The 24,242-nt window shown below is 45.3% G+C and carries 19 protein-coding genes; 11 read left to right on the top strand and 8 right to left on the bottom strand.

Annotation, left to right across the window (positions count from 1 at the left end):
• The first annotated feature begins 40 nt into the window (after positions 1-40).
• The 3 genes from AC1DCV_RS24800 to AC1DCV_RS24810 all read left to right on the top strand — a co-directional run bounded on the left by AC1DCV_RS24800 (position 41) and on the right by AC1DCV_RS24810 (position 4,559).
• Positions 41-1,600 (top strand): RagB/SusD family nutrient uptake outer membrane protein, encoded by a 1,560-nt coding sequence (locus AC1DCV_RS24800; protein WP_477025685.1) that lies wholly within the window; start codon positions 41-43, stop codon positions 1,598-1,600.
• A gap of 115 nt (positions 1,601-1,715) precedes the next feature.
• The gene (locus tag AC1DCV_RS24805; protein ID WP_477025686.1) at positions 1,716-3,971 is read left to right on the top strand and encodes a GH92 family glycosyl hydrolase; all 2,256 of its coding nucleotides are present in this window, start codon (positions 1,716-1,718) and stop codon (positions 3,969-3,971) included.
• Positions 3,972-4,058: 87 nt separating this feature from the next.
• The gene (locus tag AC1DCV_RS24810) at positions 4,059-4,559 is read left to right on the top strand and encodes a 2'-5' RNA ligase family protein (RefSeq protein ID WP_477025687.1); all 501 of its coding nucleotides are present in this window, start codon (positions 4,059-4,061) and stop codon (positions 4,557-4,559) included.
• Here AC1DCV_RS24810 and AC1DCV_RS24815 read toward each other — a convergent pair.
• The 5 genes from AC1DCV_RS24815 to AC1DCV_RS24835 form a co-directional block, all read right to left on the bottom strand.
• Positions 4,556-5,383, bottom strand: a complete 828-nt coding sequence (locus AC1DCV_RS24815) for a hypothetical protein (RefSeq protein ID WP_477025688.1) — start codon at positions 5,381-5,383, stop codon at positions 4,556-4,558. The two genes, AC1DCV_RS24810 and AC1DCV_RS24815, sit on opposite strands and share 4 nt — an antisense overlap.
• A gap of 248 nt (positions 5,384-5,631) precedes the next feature.
• On the bottom strand, positions 5,632-6,597 hold the full coding sequence (locus AC1DCV_RS24820; RefSeq protein WP_477025689.1) for a DUF5007 domain-containing protein: 966 nt from the start codon (positions 6,595-6,597) through the stop codon (positions 5,632-5,634).
• Positions 6,598-6,620: 23 nt separating this feature from the next.
• Positions 6,621-7,304 (bottom strand): hypothetical protein, encoded by a 684-nt coding sequence (locus tag AC1DCV_RS24825; protein ID WP_477025690.1) that lies wholly within the window; start codon positions 7,302-7,304, stop codon positions 6,621-6,623.
• A gap of 18 nt (positions 7,305-7,322) precedes the next feature.
• Positions 7,323-8,798: a RagB/SusD family nutrient uptake outer membrane protein gene (locus AC1DCV_RS24830; RefSeq protein WP_477025691.1), complete on the bottom strand. Its 1,476-nt coding sequence runs from the start codon at positions 8,796-8,798 to the stop codon at positions 7,323-7,325.
• Positions 8,799-8,816: 18 nt separating this feature from the next.
• Complete coding sequence (locus AC1DCV_RS24835; protein WP_477025692.1) at positions 8,817-12,077, bottom strand: SusC/RagA family TonB-linked outer membrane protein; 3,261 nt, start codon at positions 12,075-12,077, stop codon at positions 8,817-8,819.
• A gap of 480 nt (positions 12,078-12,557) precedes the next feature.
• Here AC1DCV_RS24835 and AC1DCV_RS24840 point away from each other — a divergent pair, with 480 nt between their 5' ends.
• From AC1DCV_RS24840 to AC1DCV_RS24850, 3 genes are all read left to right on the top strand, one after another.
• Positions 12,558-13,064 carry a hypothetical protein gene (locus AC1DCV_RS24840; RefSeq protein ID WP_477025693.1) on the top strand — a complete coding sequence of 169 codons (507 nt, stop codon included), beginning with the start codon at positions 12,558-12,560 and terminating at the stop codon, positions 13,062-13,064.
• 135 nt (positions 13,065-13,199) lie between these two features.
• Positions 13,200-13,502, top strand: coding sequence for a hypothetical protein (locus tag AC1DCV_RS24845; RefSeq protein ID WP_477025694.1), 303 nt, complete (start codon positions 13,200-13,202; stop codon positions 13,500-13,502).
• Positions 13,499-14,182 (top strand): ATP-binding cassette domain-containing protein, encoded by a 684-nt coding sequence (locus AC1DCV_RS24850; protein WP_477025695.1) that lies wholly within the window; start codon positions 13,499-13,501, stop codon positions 14,180-14,182. Before AC1DCV_RS24845 ends, AC1DCV_RS24850 begins: the two co-directional genes overlap by 4 nt.
• Before the next feature lie 49 nt (positions 14,183-14,231).
• Here the strand turns inward: AC1DCV_RS24850 and AC1DCV_RS24855 are convergent, their stop codons facing one another.
• Positions 14,232-14,984: an XRE family transcriptional regulator gene (locus tag AC1DCV_RS24855; RefSeq protein WP_477025696.1), complete on the bottom strand. Its 753-nt coding sequence runs from the start codon at positions 14,982-14,984 to the stop codon at positions 14,232-14,234.
• 58 nt (positions 14,985-15,042) lie between these two features.
• Complete coding sequence (locus AC1DCV_RS24860) at positions 15,043-16,191, bottom strand: redoxin domain-containing protein (protein WP_477025697.1); 1,149 nt, start codon at positions 16,189-16,191, stop codon at positions 15,043-15,045.
• A gap of 87 nt (positions 16,192-16,278) precedes the next feature.
• On the opposite strand from AC1DCV_RS24860, the gene AC1DCV_RS24865 reads away from it, so the two are divergent.
• A complete protein-coding gene (locus AC1DCV_RS24865) occupies positions 16,279-16,581 on the top strand; it encodes a hypothetical protein (protein WP_477025698.1) in 303 nt (100 codons plus the stop codon).
• 76 nt (positions 16,582-16,657) lie between these two features.
• Positions 16,658-17,425: a helix-turn-helix transcriptional regulator gene (locus AC1DCV_RS24870; RefSeq protein ID WP_477025699.1), complete on the top strand. Its 768-nt coding sequence runs from the start codon at positions 16,658-16,660 to the stop codon at positions 17,423-17,425.
• 80 nt (positions 17,426-17,505) lie between these two features.
• Here AC1DCV_RS24870 and AC1DCV_RS24875 read toward each other — a convergent pair whose 3' ends face one another.
• Entirely contained in the window at positions 17,506-18,693 is a 1,188-nt protein-coding gene (locus tag AC1DCV_RS24875; RefSeq protein WP_477025700.1) for an MFS transporter, read from the bottom strand.
• 251 nt (positions 18,694-18,944) lie between these two features.
• Here AC1DCV_RS24875 and AC1DCV_RS24880 point away from each other — a divergent pair, with 251 nt between their 5' ends.
• From AC1DCV_RS24880 to AC1DCV_RS24890, 3 genes are all read left to right on the top strand, one after another.
• The gene (locus AC1DCV_RS24880; RefSeq protein ID WP_477025701.1) at positions 18,945-19,559 is read left to right on the top strand and encodes an RNA polymerase sigma-70 factor; all 615 of its coding nucleotides are present in this window, start codon (positions 18,945-18,947) and stop codon (positions 19,557-19,559) included.
• 124 nt (positions 19,560-19,683) lie between these two features.
• Positions 19,684-20,700, top strand: a complete 1,017-nt coding sequence (locus tag AC1DCV_RS24885; protein ID WP_477025702.1) for a FecR family protein — start codon at positions 19,684-19,686, stop codon at positions 20,698-20,700.
• A 47-nt stretch (positions 20,701-20,747) separates the two neighbouring features.
• Positions 20,748-24,230, top strand: coding sequence for a TonB-dependent receptor (locus tag AC1DCV_RS24890; protein ID WP_477025703.1), 3,483 nt, complete (start codon positions 20,748-20,750; stop codon positions 24,228-24,230).
• Positions 24,231-24,242 lie beyond the last annotated feature (12 nt).

Consider the following 24,242-nt stretch of genomic DNA (forward strand, 5'->3'; position numbering starts at 1 on the left):
ATTGACAGTGAAGGATTCCATTTTTCAAAAAACTACGATTATGAACTTTAAATATTTCATGCCTTTAGCACTGGCGGCAGTATTGGGAACTGCCTCCTGCGTAAAGCTGACGGAAGATCCAAAAGGTAACTTAACACCTGATAATTATTTTGCCACCCAGAAAGATCTGGATGCAGCCGTTGCTTCTATTTTTCAGAAATTAAGTGTGGATGGCGCCTGGGCTTTCACCAATAAAATGACTTCCTACTTTGGTGCAGATGACCTCACCACGGATAAAGGATTAAACAAACAGGACTTCCGCGATTTTGATAAGCTGGAAGGACTTAGTACCAATGAGGGACTGAAGGCACAATGGGATGGCCCATGGAACGCCATTTACCAGGCGAACAACGTGCTGGCCAATTATGAGAAAGTACCCACCACAGATCAGAACAGCATCAATGCCCGCAACTACTCCGCCGGACAGGCATACTTCATGCGCGCATTGGGCTACTTTATGCTGGTTAGAACATTTGGTGCGGTGCCTATTGTAGATAAGAAAGCAGAAATTGCGATTGTGCCACCCAGAGAAGATGTGGGTAAAGTATATGCGTTCATCGTAAATGACCTGAAACAGGCGATTGGTATGTTGCCCGACAAGTGGACAGCTGCCGCAGATATCAGCCGTCCGGGCAGTCTCGCTGCCAGAGCTTTGCTCGCCAATGTATACCTGACTATGGCAGGATGGCCGCTGAACCAGACTTCCAACTATGCGTTGGCTGCTACGGAAGCCGATGCAGTGATCAAGTCCAATAAGTATTCACTCGTAGGAGATTATCTGCAGGTATTTACTACCAACAATAACTCCGAAAGTATTTTCGGTATTGAGTTTAATGTAGGTGGTAATGCGCCTAACCGTTCATTCGGTTCTACCAGCGTACCTCTGGAAGAATTGGGATTGGATGGTTCCAGTGGATGGGACGACTTCTATCCTGAGGTGAATTTCTATCTGAACGCACCTAAGTGTAAACGTACCGATCAGACATTTTACACCACCATCAAACTGCGCAATCCCGATCAGGTAACATACACCCTGGTTAATTGGGACGATGCACGTACCAACGCCAGGCATCCTTACTATAATAAGTTCCGTCACGGGCTGAATGATGGTGTAAAAGAAACCGCTACTACCATCCAGACGATTCAGCCAAGTACCAATAAAACAACGGATATCATCCGCTATGCAGAGCCACTGCTGATTTATGCAGAAGCTTCTACCATGGCCAGCGGTACACCTTCCGGTCCGGCTTACGATGCCATCAACCTGGTAAGGCACCGTGCAGGTTTGCCCAACCTCACACCGGGATTATCTGCTACTGCCTTCCGTGATTCAGTAGTATACGAACGTGCCTATGAATTTGCCGGTGAGTTTGGTCAGAGATGGTTTGATATCTGCCGTTTGCAATTGCTGCCAAAAGTATTGGCACAGCGTAGCAAAACAGCAGAACAGAATGCGATCAACACCAACTCAGCCAGTAACCCTGCACCTAAGTATCTTGCTCCGATCATTTTCCGTGATCTGAGCCTGAGCCCGGGATGGACGCAGAACCCATCTTACTAAGCAATTTTTGATTTGGCCTATAAATAGTTTAATCATGCCTTGTGCATGATTAAACTATTTTGTTAATTCGCTGCACAGGCTATGAGAATTTCTTACTGTGCATAAACTTTAGTGAATGAAAAAAACAACGTGGACGCTGTGCAGCCTTTTGTTGCTGACACCCTTTGTATGCTTGTCCGGCAGCGCTGCTGCGGCTGTTCCGGACACAATTCCCGGCCATAAGCAGCCTGTTGACCTGATTGACCCTACCATTGGCAACGTTGGACAATTGCTGGAACCTACCCGTCCTACGGTGCAGTTACCCAATCAGCTGATCCGGTTTACGCCGCAACGCAAGGACTACATGGATGACCAGATCTCCGATTTTCCATTGACCATTGTATCGCACAGATTAGGACAGGTGTTTTCGGTGAAACCTTCTGTAGAAGTCCCCGCAACAGCCGGATGGGAGAAAAGACTGGCATATGATCATAACCTGGAAATCAATCAGCCCTGGTATTATTCTACCTGGTTACTGAATGAAGAAGTAAACGTAGAATTTACCGCCGGTAAAAAAACGGGCTACTACCGTTTTCGTTTCCCACAGGGAAAAAATAAATCTTTATTATTTGATGTATACAACGACGGCGATGCCTCGTATAACTTCCTGCCAGGCAATGTAATGACCGGTATGGAAACTTATAACGGTTACGTGAAGGTATATATGTATGGCGTTTTCAGTGAAGCCGGCATACCCGGTGTAGTAGAACAGGGGCAATTGAGTAACAATAAAAGTATTGCTGGTAAAGGCGTTAAAGCCTATATCAGTTTTCCGGCCACTACAAAAGAAGTCACTTTTAAATATGCCATCAGTTATATCAGCCCGGCACAGGCAAAGAAAAGCTATGAAGACGAAATCAGTCGCCAGCAGTTTGATGCCGTAGCCGCCAACGGTAAAAAAGCCTGGTCTGATGTAATGTCGCAGATCAAAGTAAAAGGAGGTACCCTGGCACAGCAACGTTCTTTCTACACGGCTTTATATCGCTCGTATGAAAGAGCCGTGGATATTACCGAAGACGGACAGTATTACAGTGGCTATGATAAACAGGTCCATAAAGACAACCGTCCTTTTTATGTAGATGACTGGACCTGGGATACCTACCTGGCGCTGCATCCGTTGAGAATGATCCTCAATCCTGCGAAGGAAGAAGATATGCTCGAGTCGTTCGTACACATGTATGAGCAAAGCGGCTGGCTGCCTACTTTCCCGGTGTTGTTTGGAGATCATGCCTGTATGAATGGTTTTCATTCTTCTGTGGTAGTGTTGGATGCCTGGAGAAAAGGGCTGAAGAAATTTGATATTGAAAAAGCCTACGAAGGCATGCGTAAAAATGCCACTGACGCTACCATGTTGCCATGGCGTAATGGTCCTAAAACTGTACTGGATGATATCTATCATACCAAAGGTTATTTCCCCGCTTTACATATAGGGGAGAAGGAAACCGTAGCAGAAGTGCATCCATTTGAAAAACGGCAGGCCGTAGCAGTAACGCTGGGCGGCGCCTACGATGACTGGGCACTTGCTGAACTGGCAGGAGATCTGAATAAGAAAGATGATCAGCGTCTTTTTGCACCAAGGGCAAAAAATTATAAAAACCTGTGGAACGCCGATAAGCAATTCTTTTTGCCGAAAGATGAGAAGGGCGACTGGATCGATATCAATGTAAAATATGATGGCGGCATGGGCGGTCGTGATTACTACGATGAAAACAATGGCTGGACTTATCTCTGGCAAGTACAACAGGATATTCCCGGTTTGATTGGACTCATGGGTGGTAAACAGGCATTTGAAAACAGGCTGGATCAGTTGTTCCGCGAACCATTGGATATGTCGCGTTATGCTTTCTGGAGCAAATTCCCTGATGCCACTGGCCTGGTGGGTCAGTACTCTATGGGAAATGAGCCCAGCTTCCATATCCCTTATCTGTACAACTATACCGGTTCGCCATGGAAAACGCAGGAGCGCATCCGCTTCCTGCTGGACACCTGGTTCAAGGATAACATCTTCGGTATTCCCGGTGATGAAGATGGTGGTGGGATGTCTGCTTTCGTGGTATTTTCTTCTATGGGTTTTTATCCGCTTACACCGGGTATTCCGGAGTATACCATTGGTAGTCCTGTATTTGAGAACGTAAGCATTGCCTTACCCAATAAAAAGCAATTTACCATTGTTGCACACAACAGCTCGGTGGTCAACAAATATATACAGCAGGCGAAGTTTAACGGCAAGCCTTTAAACAAACCTACTTTCACCCATCAACAAATGGTAGACGGGGGGACCCTGGAATTGTTCATGGGACCTAAGCCTAACAAAAGCTGGGGCGTTCAGTAAAATCGTTTTCCGGTTTAGTGAGCCGGTAACATTGATGAAGACGTAAGAACAGGCCGCATTTGTGCGGCCTTTCTTATTTTTGTGTATATGATTCTTACTTTACAACTGGATCCTGCTGCCACCGGTCTTTTTAACCGGTTGCGCCGTTTGTATTATCCGGCTTATGCAAATGTGGTAGATGCCCATCTTACCTTATTTCATCGCCTGCCGGCAGATGAGCCAGGCGTTGTTGCTGCCCTTGCCAAAATTCAGGCACGAGCCGCCTTTACTTTACAGGTGAATGGATTGCAACGTTACCTTCACGGTATCGCCTATACGCTTACATCTGAACCGTTGCAGGTGCTGCACCAGTCGTTACAACAGGAATGGGCACACTGGCTGATCTGGCGTGATCAGCAATCATTACAACCACATATTACCATTATGAACAAGGTAACTGCCTGGAAGGCGCAGGGAGTGTATGAAAAGCTGCTGGCGGATTTCCAGCCATTTGACATACAAGCTACAGGACTGCAGTTGTGGCGTTATGAAAAGGGGCCGTGGGGGTTAGTAGAAACGTTTTGTTTTACTGAACAACGTCCTGCTTAATCTTTTATTTTTGCGGATAGCTCCTGTACTTTTTTATTCAATTGAATAATGTATAACATTTGCTCTTCAATTTTCTGCAACAATAATTTATTCATTTMGCCCAGGTCTACGCCTTCTTCTTTCACTTGTTTTTCTGTTGGAATGCCCGGTAAATGCTGGTTTTCGCGGATATAATTTTCCACTTCAGATAATGCAGGGAGTTGATAGTTGCTGTGAAATACAAAATCGGCCCAGGTTTCCTGTGTTACTTTCACACGGCGCCCGGCAATAATCCCGTTTACAGCCAGCTTATAACTATTGGGATTGGCTCCTATGCCTACATTGCCGTTACCCGCCACTTTAAATTGCACACCGGATGCATTCTGTAAAGTAAACATGTCCCACGCAGTACTGGCGCCATTATCCAGGAATATCCCCCTCTTAAGAGTAATGTTACTACTGTCGGCCGCAGTTCCCGGTCCGAAAAAAGCAACCGTAGCGGTAGATTTGAAGACGCCGGCTATTTCCAGATGTCCTTCGGTACTTATTGTTAATAGTTTCCGCTCAATCCCGTTCCAGTTTAAATTTTTAAAGGCAAAACCTCTTACTTTCGAATTCAGGCTGAAGTTTGCGGCATCGTCATTTGCGCCCATACTTAAAATATAACCGGAACTGGAAGTACCTGTTCCAAACATCAGCTCTTGCACTCCATTTTTAATGTGCAAGGGGGCAGCTGGACTCGCTCCTGTGCCTATTCCGGCATTACCTGAGGGCGGGAAATAATTTGTTTGTGCAAAAATGCTGCTGCAATACAGCATCGCCATCAGGAGGCAGATAGATTTCATAAGTATTAATTTATTATAGGTATAAACATTAGAACCATGGATTAAACAAAGCAATGCGGTAATGTTAACATCACTACATGATAACAATAATGGTTACAAAATTACGCGGCAAATCTATGGTATTTCGCAGAGTAATTCAATACTGGCTCGAAGAAGGCAGGATGAGGTAGTGGTCTGAGTCTCAGGTAGTTTAAATACAAAAGCCTTCCCATTTAACCGGGAAGGCTTTTTGTTGCTTGCATGCTCGTTTATTTTCTGGTCACATGTTTTACTTTTACAGTCACCTCATAAGTTCCTTCCTGGAAAATCTGGAACTGGAACCTTGGATTCACGTTATATATGGGATCACTGGTAGGTGCATAGCCGGCATCCACTTTAACAAAGTTGCTGGGGATACGATAATAGATCAGGTATCCGTAAGCACTCTGTAATAAAGGAAAAGGCGTTGTTTCAAAGTTGCAGGTCATTGACGTATCTGTCAGTTCCAGCGGGTGGAATTGAGCGTATGTCTGGAAATCACTGCGGTCGCCTCTTCTGATAATTTCGCCTTTAGATGGATTAAAATACCTGCCATTCTGATCCGCTATCTTCAGGATGATATTGGTGCCTTCATCAGATATTTTTTTAATTGTGACAATGGGTGCGCCAAGGTCGCCACTGGTGGTGGTACCATCCCGGAACCAGGCAGCACCGCCGTCACCAACATTATAGGGTGGTTCATCCTGCATGGTAATGGTGGCAATGTTTTTGAAAATTTTAGAGCCGTTCTGATTGGATGCCTGGATATCAAATTCATAGGTGCCAAGCGGTACTTTCACGGAAGTCCCGAAAAAAGTAAAGGAGCCGGTGAACTCATTAAACTCCCAACAGGGCGTATTTACTTTTTGTCTTTTTTTGTTCAGCAATGCTACCGTGGTATCCTTTGTAGGATCAAACTGTGCGGTCCACTCATAGCGTTCATACTTGGCGTACATACTGTCGGAGTGCTGATGTTTGATGACATCACGGATATCCAGCAGCTTATACGTTACAGGGGCACTGGATCCATCATTGCTGACAGGAGAGGTTTTTTGCACCTGTCCGCGTTTTATCCTGATGGGATTGTCTACATAACGTATCTGGTCACTGAGATAACCGTTTTCCACTTTTGAGCAACTGTATATCGCAGTAGCAGCAAGCAGTATAGCACTGAAGGTTTTTATATGTCTTTTCATGATAATTGCGTAAGGGTAAAAGCTTAGTTAAACAGATCCGCGTAATAGGTGAAGACGTGCCCGTTATTGACTACGTGCAATATGCCGGTAGTGGTAATAATGCCTGTTGTCTGACAACGTGTTTGTAAAAACTGGTCAGACGTAAGGTTAGGCAGCCCTGATTCATCCGGAGGTACCGGTCTGCCTGGCTTAGCGATTACTTTGGTCAGGTACAGGTATACAGGGTACTGTGTAAATACACCGTTGTTGGTATAATCACTGGAAGGAATCCCTTGTATCAGGCGCTTTTCACCGTCATTGGCCGTGTAAAACTTTCCCACTTTAGTGGCCTTGTCCAGGGTGATTTGATCCTTGAACATGTAGGCACGGAGAGAGTCTTTTATCGCTTTAAAATCTATTGAATCATAGTCAAATTTCACGTTGGGATCTGTCAGCCTGGCTACATCACGTTTCTTGTCGATGTAGTTGTCCAGCGCGTAGTTGGTGATGGCAAAAAAAGTACCGCTGGCATTTACTTCATCCTTAAGACCTGTTTTGTCAATCAGCAACACGATCGTATCAAAGAGGTGGTTTGTTTTCAGATAGTCGTAGGTTGTCATGTTTACATGCGGATCATGCACGCTGCCGCCGATGGTGTAATCCTTTTTACAAGAAAACAGGATGATGCTCACAAAGGCGATGATACCAAGACATAATTTATTTTTCATACAGCTGATTTTAGTTGATTAAAGTTTACCTCTCCAGTAAGGCGTTTGCACCAGGGTATAGTCGTCTTTGAACATGGCAGGATCCACCGGCCATAACCAGCCACCTGTGGGAGCGCCATTCATGAATTGTGCGCTGGTAAAGTGCTCGTTATAATCGGAGATTTTTTTGGTACGTACGAGGTCGTAATACGCATGTCCTTCGTAGTAAAGTTCTCTTAAGCGTTCTTCCAGTATGGTAGTACCCAGATCGTCAGTAGCCTGGTAATCGCTGATGCCGGCTCTGCTACGTACTTTGTTAAGTAAAACAATAGCGTCTCCGTCTTTACCCAGGGCATGAAGCGCTTCGGCTCTTAACAGCATGATATCGGCCAGCCGGAAGATGATAAGGTTGTTGCTCAGGCGTCCGTCTTTTTTCGCTGCTCCATCTGCATAGGCAATGTTGGAAAATTTGATGATCTGTCCTTTATCGCTTTGTGATTCATAAAAGAAACTCTTAAACCGGATATCGTTCGCAGTATCTTTATAGAGTCTGTTTACGAAGTTGGTACTTACCGGCCATTCTATCGGATCTTTACCATCAATGAAGGGCATTCTCATGGTTACGCCAAAACCCGGGTTGTTTTGCAGGGAAAGTCCTTCTGACTGGGCATCACTGATGTTGATTTCAAAAATGCCTTCGTTTGTTTTGCCAATAAATACTTTCATATAATTAACCGCATCCTGAAGTACATATCCGCCTTGTGTGATCACTGTATTGGCAGCTTCTGCACAACCGGCATAATCATGCTTCCAGGCCAGGATATGTGCCTGCAAAGCAAAAGCACTTCCTTTATTTGCCCTGACAGCTCTTTCGCCTCCATCGGCATCATAGCCGAAGTCAAGATTTTGCTTCGCTGTTTCCAGGTCAGCCAGACACTGTTTCCATACGCTGTCTGCCGGGCTTCTGGCTATGTTTTTGGCGGTAGATACATCCAGATCGGGTTGCAGCTTCAATGGCACATCTCCCCAGATCCGGCTCATATAGAAATAAGTAAAGGCACGCAGGAAATAAGCTTCTCCGATCACGTGACGCTTGGTATCAATAGAGGCGAATTTGGCATCCGGAATACCTGGTGCTTTATTAATGATCAGGTTTATCTGCTGCAGCAGCTGATAGTACTGTTGCCAGTTCCAGTTGTTGCCACCCACATTTAAACCGATGAACTCACCATTGGAAATGTTGAAATTACCGTTGTCTTTACTACCATCAATACTCAGTTCCCCCGATACGATGTCGCCGTATTTATGCCAGGAGTTATCCCTGATCAGGATATTTCTCAGGATAGAATACGCGCCGGAGAGCGCGGTTTTGGCATCGGACTCACTGGTGAAGTAGGCACTGGTGAATGTGGAGTTATGCGGCTCCAGATCCAGTATTTTTGAACAGGAAGATACCAGGGCCGTTGCTGAAATAACAGCAGCAGCATATGCGATATATAAGCGTTGTTTTTTCATGATGTCGTTTTTGATGGTTTAAAGGCTAAGATCCAGTCCCAGTGTGAATTTTTTAGGAATGGGATAACCACTGCCGCTATATATTCCGAAAGCATCTACCTGTTCCGGATCAGGAATGTTTTTAGATTGTTTAAAGAGATAAAGATTGTCGGCCAGTGCATAGATCCTCAAACGTTTGAAATGGAGCTTGTCTAATACGCCCTGGTTAAAGGAGTAGGAGAGCGACACATTTTTTACGCGGAAATAAGCACCGCTTTCTATCCAGGCAGAACTTACCATGGCATATTTATAACGGGTACCATATACGGAACTCAGACTTGGATACTGCGCATTATCACCCGGGTTGTTCCAGTAGTTGATACCGCTCAGGTCAGGTAAAGCATGGGTGGAAATAGAGTGATATGGATTGGGATCGCCATCATCTGTAGGCACCAGCTGCGACAGTTTACCAGCGAGATAGTCATTAAAGATTTTTCTGCCTGCGGTGAATGTGCAGAATACATAGAGCGTAAAGCCTTTGTAGCTGAAGGTATTACCAAAACCACCGGTTACTTTAGGGTTTGGATTTCCGGCAGGTATATAGTCTTTATCATCTAAAATACCATCACCGTTGGTGTCCTGCCAGATCGGATCTCCACCTCTGAATGCACCACCATAAAAGCTGAGTGGCTGTCCGGTTACTTTATTGATAGGCACATCCGCATCTGTTTTGTAGATGCCTGTTTTATTAAATACGTTGTAAGAATTGAGTGGTTGTCCCTGACGTAACAGGAATTTATCGAGATAAATATCGCGTCCGCCATTAGGCAGGGAAGTAATAATATTATCGTTATGGGCCAGGTTTAATAATGCCTGCCATTGGAATTTGGAAGACGGTTTTAATACGTTGGCGATGAGCTGCAGTTCTATCCCGGTGTTGCGGATACCAATCGCATTTGCTGTCAGGATAGAATAGCCGGTAGTTACAGGTACATTCAGGTTAAAGATACCGCCGTTGGTATTTTTAATATAAGCATCTGCTACCACATTGAACCTGCCGTTCAATAAGCTCGCATCTATACCAAGGTTGGTTTGTGTATTCTTCTCCCAACTCAGGTTATTATTGGTCAGTCCTTTATCAAAATTCAGTGCTACAGCGGGTATGCCGTTATATCCAAAAGCATAGTTGTTGCCGGTAGCAGGGTTGCTGCTGCCCGGAAATCCGCCGGCGCCGATGTTGTAGGTGTTATAAGACAGGTAGTTGTCGCCACCATCCGGTTGTCTTCCGGTTACACCATAACTGGCGCGTAATTTCAGCAATGTGAGCCAGTTGCCGGCAGATTTCAGTGCCGGTTCATCACTGATGATCCAGCCGCCGGATATGGAGGGGAAGTAGCCCCAGCGATTGTTCTTACCAAAACGGGAAGATGCATCCGCAGTAATTACACCAGACAACAGGTAGCGTTCTTTATAGCTGTAGTTGGCTCTCAGGAAAAGGGATTGAATACCACTCTGCAGCAGATCGGATCTGGTGTCGGCCAGGTTCTTATTCAATACGGTCACTGTATGGATCTGGTCATTGGGAATACCAATGGCATAAGCATAGGTGGAGCGGTATTCCCAGAACTCTGTGTTTTGTCCGGCGAGCAGATTGATGGAATGATTGGCACCCAGTGTAGTGGTATACTGGATGGTATTGCTCATTAAATAGTTATTGGATTTATCAGTAAAGCTGGTGGCTAAACCGGTACCATCTCTTCTCGCAATACCCGGCGTATAGGCATCCATCCGGCTGTTGGTTTGTGTAAATGAGATGACAGTATTAAAACTGAATTTCTTTGAAATCCGCCAGTCGATCACCGGGCTGATAGAAAGGTTATCATTGGTATTCTGATCAGTAGCGCTACTGCTCGTACCAAAAATGAAATCCTTCGAAGCATCCGTCATATACATGAGTGACGTTGGCAGTGGACTGGAAGCATAATATCCTCCGTTAAATGCGCCAAAGCCGCCGGAGAGATCATTGATAGATCGTGGTCTGTCGAGTTTTGAATAGCGGATCTGGGTAGAGATCTTCAGATTTTCTGACAGGTTCAGACCAGTGCTGCTACTGAAGCTGTAGCGCTTTAAGCCTGATTTGCGCACAATGCCCTGTTCATTAAAATAGTTAAGTCCGTAGCGGTAGTTCACCAGGTCATTACCGCCGGAAACAGATACATCGTAGTTGTCAACCCTGCCGGTGCGGTATATGCCGCCCTGGTAATCGTTGGCGTTGTTAAAGGCCGGATTGAGACTGTCGGTTAATATCTGTGGCAGATCTTTCAGGTTACCCCAGCTACCGTAGTGATTGATCAGGTCCATTTTCGCCCTGCGCTCTTCTGCGCCAATCAATACTTTTTCCAGTTGTGGTTTTTCGGTGAAGCCGTGATAGGTAGCGAAATCTACTTTAGGTTTTCCGGAAAGACCTCTTTTTGTTTTGATGATGATCACACCACCGGCGCCTCTTGATCCGTAGATCGCAGCAGCGGAGGCATCTTTCAGGATATCTATACTTTGTATATCGTTGATGGCAATACCGGCCATTACGTCTGTATTGGTACCGGTACCGTAGTTGATAGCTGCAATATCTTCTGTAGTTTGAGGTACGCCGTCAATCACGTAGAGCGGTCCGCTCAATGCGCGGGCGAGACTTGTTTTACCAACAGGGTCGGCCGGGTTACTGTTGATCGTGCGACTCACCGCCGTGTTACCACGCATCACCACATTACTTCTTACACCCGGTTCACCGGAGTAGTTCTGTACGTCCAGCCCTGGTGCACGGCCCTGCAGCAATGCATCAAAAGTAGGAGCAGGAACATCCAGTAATGTTTTTGGATTGATGGAGGTCACCGCTGCCGTCACCGTTTTACGGGAGGTTTCCTGGTAGCCGATGATTACCACATCTTTCAATACTTTTTTGTCTATAGGTAAGGAAACATTCAGGTGGGCATTGCTTTCCTTTACGGTGATGGAACGGGGCAGGTAGCCTACAATGGTAAAGGTAAGCATGCTGCCGGGATTCACTTTAAGGGTGTAGCTGCCGTCGACATTGGTGATAGCACCCGATTTGGAATCTGAAATGCTGATAGATACGCCCGGTAGGGGATTTCCGTCAGATCCGTCCCGTACAAATCCGGCTACCGTGATTTTCGTTGTGGCAGGATTTACCTGAGCGAAACCGGGTAGGGAAAGGACGGTGAGGCAGAACGTTAATAACATAACAGCACAGCTATGGCTGTATTTTGTAAAATTAACAGTCATGTAATTTAATTTGAAGCTTATGAAATGATACTGGAATGCTGATGCCAGTTGTTAAAATGAAATTGGTTGACGTATTGTATTTGAATTAATAATGCCTATCTACTCTTTTCGTTGGTATAATAAATTTTGGTTTGATATATTTTATCAGATGCTAAATCGATTTTCTAAATAAATCACAGGTGCTGAATAAGGCAATGAAGTTAGTATGCAGGAGAAATCTAACTTGTTAATGAAATTTAAAAGATTGTAAACAATGTTAAAAGTGGGATAGAGAGAGGAGGAGGGTGGCCGGCTGTCTGGGTGCGGTATGGCGGCCTAAATATCTGAAAGATAATTGAATTATCGGGGTTGTTTTTTGGGCTGGTTCTGGGCTAATCCGTGTCCCGGGGAAACGATCCTCTGCCTGTAGGAAAATATTAATATATAATTAAATATATTATATTTATGGCGTAAGAAAACCTTTACCCGGAAATTATACCTATGAAAAAACGCTACTCACTTTTTTTAGTGCTGTTTACTTTTTCGTTTATCAGCACTTTTGCACAGCAACAAGCGATCAACCCCGGCAGCCGGGCGAAAGCTGCGATTCAATTCACCAAATTACTGAATGAAGCCGCCACCATTTATCCGCCGCAGTTATCTTATCTGACGGAATCCGGTGCCAAAATCGAATCCTCTTTCCGCATCAGCGAAGACGGGATCTTATCAGTTACCTTTCGCTACCCGGTGGAAAATAGTTTTACACTGTACCGCTTAACTGCGCCGGTAAGCGCCATTAAATCCGTATTCTACGACTATTATATAGGACTGGAATTTGACGGCAGCGTGGTAACGATAGCTGAAAGCGATAAAGGCAGCCGGGAATTGAAAGAGAACAATTCACTATCACTTTTTCATATTGCCAAACCAGGTGACGGCCCGGAAGGCGAGCGCCTGAAAGCAAGGATGGAGCAGGGATTGCAGGCATTCAGGGAGAATTATAAGTAAGACAACAATTAAGGGAATGACCTGGTATTTCCATCCACAACCATTCAGAATATTATGTTAAAAAAAGGAGAGGTGCGGCAACGTACTTCTCCTTTTCATTATTACAGAGTTATATTTAGTAGGCAAAAATCCGACATGAAAATTTTATTACACTATTATAAATCCCTGAATAGCTTCAATATTCCATTTTCTCTACTCTTAGGTTGTTTCGGTATGATTGGCGGCGATAGGCTGGACGGCTTTCTGTTGATTTTTGCTATTTCTCTTCTTACGGGTGGTTTTGGGTTAGCATTATTTTTTTACGGACTAAAATATGAACACTGCTATTACTTCTATTATAATAAGGGCTTTTCAAAAATGAAACTGATAGGGTTAGCATACGGTATCAATGTAGCCGGCATCACTGTTTGCTTACTGATTAAAAACAGTATCTCATGAGTATAAATCAATTGGTAGCCGACAGTATTTTCAAGTATGTTGGCCACTGGGAATTGCTGACGGATTGTTTTGTGAGCTGTAACACCGGAGAAGTGATTGGCATTTTAGGGAGAAATGGTGGTGGTAAATCTACTTTTCTGAAAATCATTTTCGGCACGGTTTCCTGCCACCATAAATTTGTAAGCATCAATGGTAAAAAGTATGATGCGCCCTATAAAGAAAAAGGGCTGATCGCTTACTTACCGCAGCATGATTTCCTGCCGGGMAATGTTACCGTGCGGCRAGTGATAGCCCTGTTTTTAGATAGCCAGGTGGAGCAGGAACTGGTAAAGACGAATGAAAATATAGTACCCCATCTCCATAAAAGAGTAAGTGCCTTATCGGGAGGGGAATTAAGATACCTGGAAATATTATTGCTGGTGCATTCTCCGGCTAAGTTCATTTTGCTGGATGAGCCTTTCAATGCGCTGGACCCACTCTTCAAGGAAAAGATTGTGGCATTGATCCAGGCTGGCAGGGCTGGCAAGGGGTTCATTATTACGGATCATGACTACCGGAATATTATTGCCAGTAGTGATCGTATTATCCTGGTCACCAATGGAGTATTCAAGAACATCAAGGCGTTGTCGGAGCTGGAGGATTTGCGTTATTTGCCTGAGGGAAGTTTGAAGGATCTTTGATACAAAGAAAAGTGGATGTGACAGGGAGCCCCTATCACATCCATTATTTTTAGACAGCTTTCGCTTCCGGTAATTCTTTGCTGAGATACCCGATGAAAGTCCATATTTCCAGCACTTCTTCGATATTTATAATCGCGGTGTCGTAATTACTATTCAACGAATGCAGTGTTAAGGTACCATTCTGTTTAATATGGTTACCGACTACTTTGAAAATAATTTCTTCTTCTCCACCTTTCAGTATGAGGATACAGGCTGTATTATTTTTTAAGTGAGACCAGTCCTGCAGGTACTGTGCAATGATATGGCTGCCATCAGGAATAGGCTCCATGGAGTCGCCGCTGATAGGGAACATTCGGATGGTTTTACCTCTGGGTAATTCCGGCAGGGTAAATTTCGGCAGGGCGGCAATGAAGCCGGGATCGCTGAAACCGCTGCGGTACCCTGCTTTGGCCCTTGCGGGTACGTATTCCATATTTTCCTCGTTACTGTTATCTACCGTAATGGGGAGAATACGTATATGCCTGCCCGTGAGGTCCACTTTTTTACCGGCTTCCAGTTCTTCCAGTTGTGCTTCCGGGATTTGAGACAGGTCCGTTTTGATGAGGAGGTCTATGTCAATCCTGAAAAAGGTGGAGATCAGGACCAGGTCTTCCATGCGTGGATTGCGTGTTTTGCCGCTTTCCTGCGCAGTGATCTTGTTCCGGTTCAGTCCCAGTAAATCAGATAGGTGTTGTTGTGAGATCTTCTTTCGTGTCCGTAATAATTTCAGATTAGCGGCCCAGAAAAGGGGCTGTTTGTCCATGTTTTATATAGTTACAATAAATTACATTTATAATTGACAAGGACAAATGTAGGGCTTTTTACTCATTCTCATGGAGTAAAAGACTACTCAGCTGTTGTGATAGAGATTCTCCGTGGAGGTCCCGGTTGAAAATCATCCCGGTAGAATCGATCAGGTAATTTTGTGGAATGAGTTTGATACTATAGGCTTTTGCCGCCTGGTTTTTATCTCTGGCAGGATCGGCGAGGTTGGTCCAAACGAGGCTGTCTTCCTGTATGGCCTGTATCACATAAGACCTATCCGCCGGGGGATCCAGTGCAATGCTGATCACGGTAAAGTTTTTATCCTTGAATTTTCTATAGGCATCCCGGACATACTGGTGTTCTCTGCGGCAGGGCTCACACCAGGAAGCCCAGAAGTCGAGCAGCACTGTTTTACCTTTAAAATCAGACAGGCGCACCATTTTGCCGTCCATGTCCTGTACTTCAAAGTCGGGGGCATCGTTGCCTACGGTAAGGTTACGGATGCGGGTGAGTTCCTCCTGGAATGCTTTTCCTTCAGGCGTATTGCGTATTTCAGGTGTTAATTTCTGAAAGAGGGGTTCAATCTGATCCGGATCTATTTGTATGCCAGCCACATCTTCCAGGGCCAGCAAACTGAAATAGGAACCGGGGTTTTCAGCGATATATTTTTGCTGCATGAGCTTTTTGGCTTCGTAGGCCACTGCATAGCGCTGATTCATTTTTTGTTGAAATTCCTTATTGGCTTTTTCGGCTGCAGATGCTTTTGTGTATGATTTCGTGATCAGGCTAATGGCTTTTTCGACTGTTTTCAGGGAGTTATTATAATCGATTTCGAGCTGGTTGGTGGTGGAGGTAACGTGTGCTTTGCTGACGTTTTCCTGGGTTTGTATTTTTGTATCGCCTTTTTCCAGGTAAAATATCCGGACATCGGCATCGGCGGGTAGTTGCATAAAGTCCATCGTAGATCCCTTATGATCGAATATGAGCATGGCCCGTATCGGCCCATCCACGGTGCCTTCAAAGCGGAATACGCCATCCCGTACATCTGCGGAATCAATGACGAGCTTTTCGTTGATCAGTTGGTTAAGATATACTTTAACCGGGCCGCTTTGCTTGGTCACCTTGCCATTCAGAACAAACTTTGCGGGCTGTGCCTTTATGAATACAGGGCAACTTAACAGGGCTAAGATTGTTATTTTTTTCATAAGATAATTTCTACCGACGAATGTCTTGACTAAATTTCTTCAATTCGTGTTACAAAGCATTTGTTAAGCAGGAATAACAAAAAAAATATGGCAAATCATAGCAAGTCGCCGCACATTCTGAATACCTCCACCAACCTTTTGGGTTTTTGTTTGATTGTTCTTACCTCAATAAAAGTGGCCAGATTCAATAACGCCACCATTATCGACGATTTCACCGGTATTGCCGCACTGCTCCTGATGGCCAGTTGTCTGCTCTCATTTTTATCTTTAAAAAGTAAAAATGATAACAGCAGCGAACGCCTCGAACAAGTGGCGGACTACACTTTCCTGGTGGCATTAATTTGTGTCAGCATTACAATAGTTTTTGTATCTTTTAATTTATTGAGCTGATCGTTAGCCTTTGTTTTCCCGTTGCCAGGACATTTTGTTTTCCTGTTACGGCTTATTTATTCTGCAATATCCTGGTATGCTGAAAATTCGTTTGTATGAAGAAGCCAGAAAGATCTGGAATATCATGGCGGAGAGTAAGGACCCGCCCGACCTTACACTGGAGCTGGAAATTCATAAAAAAGTACTGAGCTTTTTCCAGGTAGGCGATTTTTGCTATTTTATTTTTAATGTCGTGAAAGGGGAGTTTGATTATGTACATGCGGGTGTATATGATTTGTTGGGATATAACGTCAATGAATGCACGGTGTCGTCTATGGTGAGTTATATTCATCCGGAGGATATGGGATGGTTCCTTGATTTTGAAAATACCGCCGTGGCATTTTTTGCAGAACTGCCACCGGAGAAGGTCCTGAAGTATAAGGTGCGCTATGACCTGAGGGTACAGAAAGCCAATGGCGAATACCTGCGCGTTCTCCAGCAAACCACGCCCATTCAGCATGATGGGGCAGGAGGCCTGCTTCGCACCCTCGTAGTACATACAGATATTTCGCATCTTAAAATGGCCGGGCGTCCGGTACTATCTTTTATAGGACTGGAAGGCGAACCTTCTTTTCTGAACGTGGAAGTAAAGAAGGCTTTTGTACCCGCACGGGAAGTGCTGACGAAGAGAGAGAAGGAGGTACTGAGACTGATGCTGGGAGGGATGCCCAGCCGGGAAATCGCTCAGCATTTAAATATCAGCCGGCAAACAGTAGATCAGCATCGTAAAAATATGCTCAAGAAAACAGGCATTAAATCATCCGCTGAGTTGATAGTGAAGGCCATTAGGGAAGGATGGGAATAACAGCTGTTAGCCATTAGCTGTTAGCTTTTGGCGGAATGCAGCGAAGGTGATCCCTGCTGCATTTTGCCAATAGCAAATAATTATTTCCTGAAAGTAATCATGGTGGTTCCTGCTGCCAGCAGTACAAAAATTGCTGCTATCCAGGGGGTAGCTCCCAGCCCAAGTGATGACGCCACAATGTTTCCACCCACATAAGCCCCAATAGCTGCTCCGGCATTGAATGCCGCAATATTCAATGCAGAGGCCACATTCACCGTGGCCGGGGCGGTCTTCTCTGCGGTTTGTACCACATATAATTGGGAAGCCGGTACCGTAGCAAATGATAATCCTCCTATAATAAAGAGATTGATAATAGCCGTGATACTGTTATGTACCGTAAAGGTGAAGATCAGCATCGCCACCATCTCGGCTATTAATATATAGCGGAGGGAGCGAAGCGGATTTTTGTTGGCCAGGCTGCCCCCGGCAATATTACCAATCGCCACCGCTACACCATATATTAAAAGGATCATACTCACTTTGCTTTCCGCGATGCCGGTAAGATCCGTCAGTAAGGGCGACAGGTAAGTAAATACCAGGAATACGCCGGCGTAGCTAAGGACGGTGGTGAGTAATGCCAGTAATAAAGGTTTGTTGGACAGCACCAGGAGTTGGGCTTTCCGGCTACCGGGGGCTTCCTGGGGAATATTTCCCGGCAGCAGGAGCAGATTGGCCAGCAGACCGATAGCGCCTAATATGGCCACCCCGGTAAAGGTGGCTCTCCAGCCCAGTTGTTGCCCGATAAAGGTTCCTAAGGGTACCCCGGTCACCATGGCGATGGTGAGGCCCGCAAACATAAGGGCAATGGCACTGGCCCTTTTGTCGGGAGATACAATAGCTGCTGCGATGGTAGCCCCCACAGAAAAGAATACGCCATGGGCAAAGCCGGTCAGCATGCGGGCGGCTATGAGCAGGTAGTAGCCTTTTGAAAAAGCTGCCAGCGCGTTACCCGCAATAAATAATATCATGAGGGAAATCAGTAGTTGTTTACGTGGCACTTTAGCGGTTAAGGCCGTGAGTATGGGGGCGCCAATAGCCACTCCGATGGCATAAAAGCTGACCAGCAGTCCTGCCGCCGGGATGCTCACTGCCAGGTCTTTTGCAATGACAGGCAATAATCCAACAATCACAAACTCTGTGGTACCAATGCCGAAAGCGCTGATCGTTAATGCCCATAATGCAGCAGGCATGCGACTTTGGGTGGTAGCCGCTGTTAATGTTGTTTCCATTTTTAATTGATTTGAAATATTCACCCCGCAAAGGTGGTACAACTATATGTATAAAATAAATAAGGTGATTTTGGTAGATCTATAAATAAATTTATACTAGAAAGAAGGTTTGTTGTTTTTGTTAATCCTTTTTTTTATTATTGCTACGGCAAGGGGGCCAACCAGACTATTCCCTTTTAACAAGCAACCAGATCAATCAGGAAAAGTTTTCGTTTTTTTTTGTCTATTTAGCAAAAACGTTTTAGCTACACATGAGCATGGATGAGATTCGTGAATGGCAGATGCAAATAGCGCGTTATGATGATGAGCAGGCTTTCTCCCGCTTGTTTCRCCATTTATATGACCGGCTCCTGCATTTTTGTATCAGGTATGTACATGTAAAAGAAGCTGCAGAAGAAATTGTATCGGATGTTTTCGTGAAGCTCTGGAACCGTCGTACGGAACTGGAACCCATCGTAAACCTGGAGGTATATCTTTTTGTGGCGGTTAAAAATCATTCGCTTAATTATCTTGAGCAGTACTCCCATTTGCGTATTGTACCCCTTTCCGGTTCAGATACCGCTGATTTGCGAAACAGCGTGGACCTGGAACGTGACCTGGAATGGAAAGAGATGCGCTTTAAAATGGATAAGGTAGTATCCTCTCTGCCAGCTCAATGCCGCCGCATCTTCCAGTTGATCAAAGAAGACGGCTTTAAATATAAAGAAGTTGCTGAAATCCTGAGTATCTCTCCCAGAACAGTTGAAACACAACTTTTCCGGGCCATGCGCCGCCTGAATGAAGAACTGGGCGCCATTGGCAAGGGCAAAAATGTGTTGCCGCCATTGATTATGTTACTGGCATTGTCTTTCCCCGGCTTTTGCTAAGCCATTACTTTCCCGCTACCACTACGCCAACCACCTCATCAGCCAGGTAGAAAAAATATTTTCCCCGCTTGTAAGTAATTCTCCTCCCGTTACCTGTCCTTATCTCTGAACACGACTCCATTTTATGATAAACGAAGAATATTTCGTCTTACTGGTGACCCGTAAACTAGCCGGATCCGCCACTCCGGCAGAATTGTCGGAACTGGAGACCATGCTGGACCAGCACCCGGTATTGAAAGAGCGATATACCCACCTGCATCATTACTTTGAAGATCCATTACATCATGCGGCCGAAAATACCGAACAGGCCCTGCAACGCACGCTGGCAAAAATAAAATCCCAGCAAACGGCGATCCCATCTCCCACAACAAAAATTAAAAAGATACATCCCTGGAAATGGGCGGCAGCAGCTGCGGCAGTATTTATGCTGGGCGGTGCGTTCTACTTTTTCAATAAAGGCAGTAAACCTCCGGCAGCAGGGAAGGAGCAATGGGTGAAACGTAGTAATGGCAAGGCTACCCGGTCATTTATAGAACTGGCAGACGGCAGTAAAATATGGCTCAATGCAGAAAGTATGCTCACCTATCCGGAAAAATTCAAAGGCGACAGCCGCGAAATTTTCCTGGAAGGAGAAGCCTTTTTTGATGTAGCCACCAATGCTAAACGTCCCTTTATTGTTCACCTGAAAAAAGGAACGATCAAAGTACTGGGTACCTCCTTTAATATCCGCGCCTACGAGAATGAACCCGTGCAAACCGCGGTGGTAACCGGTAAGGTGGCCTTTATTCCGCGGTATGAAGAGGCAAAGAAAATTAATGATACCATCCTGATTACCCCGGATGTGAAAGTGAGCTTTACTGCCAGCAGCGGTACGCTGATCAAAGGCAATACCATCGGCGCGGAAGATAAGGCCTGGACGGAAGGTCGCCTCATTTTCAGAAATGCTACCCTGGAGGAAATCGGCGCCAGCTTAGAACGCAATTTCAATAAACATGTGGAGTTTGAAGCCAATGCACCTAAACAATATCGTCTTACAGGTTCTTTCCATAATAACTCCCTGGAAGATATCATGTACTACCTGAGTAAGTCTAAAGCATTCCACTATCGTATTACAGATTCAACGCTTGTCATCGGAGAATAATATAAAGCCAACATTTCCATTTATTCATTTTTAATCACCACTACGTTATGAGAAAGGAACTATACAAGCCTTCTTTTCGTCCACCTTTCGGGTCGCTGATAATTTGTTTATCGCTACTGAGCGTGCTGGACCTGCATGCGCAGGTTGCTTACGCGGCTGGTACGCGGCGGCAGGTACAGCATCAGCCGGCGAAGGAGCGTGAAAGACCGCCAGCTCTCAACTACCTGGTTAGCCTGCAGGTAGAGAATGCCAGTCTGTCCCAGGTGCTGGACAAAATCGAAGCACAAACTTCCCTCGTGTTTGTATATGCTAATGATGATATTAAAGCTGCACAGAAAATATCCCTGAACGTAAAAGATAATAAACTGGATGATGTATTACAGATGATCCTCTTACCACTGGAGATCAACTATGAATTCATTGCCAACAAAATCATTTTAAAACGGAACGGTACCACCTTTTCCGCAGAACAGCAGCAGGAAATTATTATTACCGGCCGTGTAGTGGATAATAAAGGACAAGTCATCCCCGGCGCCAATATCCGCCTGAAAGGACAGTCTATCGGTACGGTAACAGGCGCAGATGGTACCTACTCCCTGAAAATACCTGCCAACGCGGCGAATGGCGTATTGATATTTTCTTCGATAGGATATGTTTCTTCAGAAATAACTATCGCCGGCAGAACTAATATCGTAGCCATGCTGACCGTAGACTCCAAAGATCTTGGTGAGGTAGTGGTAACGGCGTATGGCCAGCAAAAGAAAGGACAGGTAACCGCGGCGATCAGCACGGTGAATTCCAAAGACATTACCAGCAGGCCGTCCGTGAACATGTTCCAGGCGCTGCAGGGACAGGCACCTAACCTCATTATGCAACAGGCCACCGCCGAACCTGGCGCCGGTATGGTGATGAACATCCGTGGTGTGGGTAGCTTAACCGGCAACGCCCCCCTGGTGATCATTGATGGTATACAGGCGGGTACCTCCGGTTTGCAGAACCTGAACCCCTACGATGTGGAAACTATTTCTGTATTGAAGGATGCGGCTTCTTCTGCTATTTATGGTTCGCAGGCAGCTAATGGTGTTATCTATATTACTACAAAAAGAGGTAAGAAAGATGAACGCCCTTCTGTACAATATAATGGCATGTATGGCTGGCAAACGCCCACCACACTGCCCCGCAACGTGGAAGCATGGCAATACATGACTCTGAAAAATGAAGCACTGGTGAACTCCGGTAAAACACCGCAGTATACACCGGAAAATATTCAGTACTGGCATGACCGTGGTTCTGAACCCGCCATGCTGCATGAAATGCTGCGCAAATATACCCCCCAGCAAAACCACAGCTTAAGTTTAACCGGTGGTGGCAAAAGCAGCAGCTACCTGTTTTCCATGGGCTACCTGGACCAGGGCAATATGCTGCAGAATAAATATGTACCGCAGGATTTTTACTACAAAAGATACAATGCCCGTTTGAACGTATCCGTTGACGTTAGTAAGTATGTAAAGGTAAATGCCAATGCCGCATATACCCGGTCCAACTACCGCACACAGGTGGCTGATATCGGTTTCCTGATTCGTGATGCGATGCGCGTTCCCCGTACCAATGCCGTAAAAGATTCGCTGGGTAACTGGGTGGTGCCTAGTCTCACCAGCAACAGTGTTATCGCATTACTCGCCAACGGAGGTTTTAATTCAAGAACCATCGATAACCTCATGGGTGGGTTAGATGTGGTGATCACACCGGTGGATCACTTCAAGATTAACCTGAATGCTTCCGGTGTTTACAACATTGATAATAACGTACAGCGTATTAATAAATTTACTTACGCTCCTTATTATACCACTGCTACACCACCTTTATATAATCAGTCGCAGCAGGATGAATACAAAGATCTAACGACAAACGTATATGCTACTGCCGAATATGAAAATACTTTTGGTAAGCATTATGTAAAAGGACAGGTGGGTGTACGTAGCGATGCGGTAGATGAAGGCTACGGTTTCAGATCCACACGTTATGGTACCACCAACCTGGATCCAAGCTGGGCGATCGGCGGCGGTTATATCCCCAAGCCGGATGGTACTTACGATTACAAGGATATAGGCACTTATAATGATTTGCGTAATCCTAATCTGTATGCGCTTAATTCCCTGTTTGGTCGCGTGAACTATGCGTATAATGATAAATACCTGGCGGAAATCACCTGGCGTTATGATGGCTCTTCCAAGCTGGCACCGGGTCATCGCTGGCAGTTTTTCCCGGCATTTTCGCTGGGCTGGAGACTGACAGACGAGGCCTTTATGCAGGAGGTGAAAGACAGGATAGGCAATTTCAAACTGCGCTATTCCTGGGGTCAGGTGGGTAACTCCAACATTGGTGGGTTCAACTACCTGTCGAGAGTATCCATCAACAACGCTAACTATTCATTTAATAATTCTATTGCCCCGGGCAATACATTTTCTACTTATAATGACCTGTTGAAATGGGAAATCTCCACCATGAGCAACTATGGCGTGGATGCAGATTTCTTCAACGGTAAGTTAACCGCGTCCTTCGATTATTTTAGTAAGATGACCGATGGGATTTACCTGTTCCAGACGGTTCCCGGAACTGCCGGTACATCCGCTCCGCTGGAAAACGTAGGTAAGGTAAATAACAAAGGCTGGGAGCTGGCATTGTCGTATCGCGCCAACACCGGTGCTTTTCATCACACCTTTGGTTTTAATCTCTCCGATAACCTGAACAAGGTGATTAAATTCGGACAGGAATCTGTTCGCGGATCGGATGTTAGCTTTATCATTAAAGAAGGATTCCCGATTTCATCTTACTATGGCTACAAATCGGATGGTTTGTATCAGAACCTGGACGATATAAAAAATGCGCCTAAAGTACCATTTGCCTACAATCAGCAGGTAATGCCGGGAGATGTGAAATACATAGACCGTAATAAAGATGGTGTGATCGATGAAAACGACCGCTATGTATTCGGTAATCCTTTCCCCCGTTATACTTTCGGCTTTACTTACAATGTAAGCTGGAAAAACTTTGACCTGACGATGTTCTGGCAGGGAGTGGGTAAAAGAACACAGTTCATGCGCGGCGATATCGTGGAAGCCTTCCATAACAATGAAGACCACGCAATGGTGCAGCACCTGGACCGCTGGACACCTACCAATCCGGGCGCGTCTTATCCACGTTTGACCATCGGGTCTGCTGATGCCAACAACTTCGCCTATTCCGATTACTGGTTGTTTGATACCAAATACCTGCGTCTGAAAAATTTCCAGATAGGATATAACCTGCCCGCCTCCTTAATGAGGAGAGCCGGTATGCAGGGCGTAAGGGTATATTTCACCAGTCAGAACCTGATAACGATTATGCCTAAACGATTCCGTGAGCTGGGGGTAGATCCTGAGTTTACGCAGTTCGATGATAAGCTGAATATGAATAATTACAACGCCATTGCCGGCCGTAATTATCCGAATGCAGCCACCTTCGCTTTTGGTTTGGATGTAAAGTTTTGATGCCTAAACAAT

It is taken from the genome of Chitinophaga sp. 10T418, assembly GCF_056394125.1.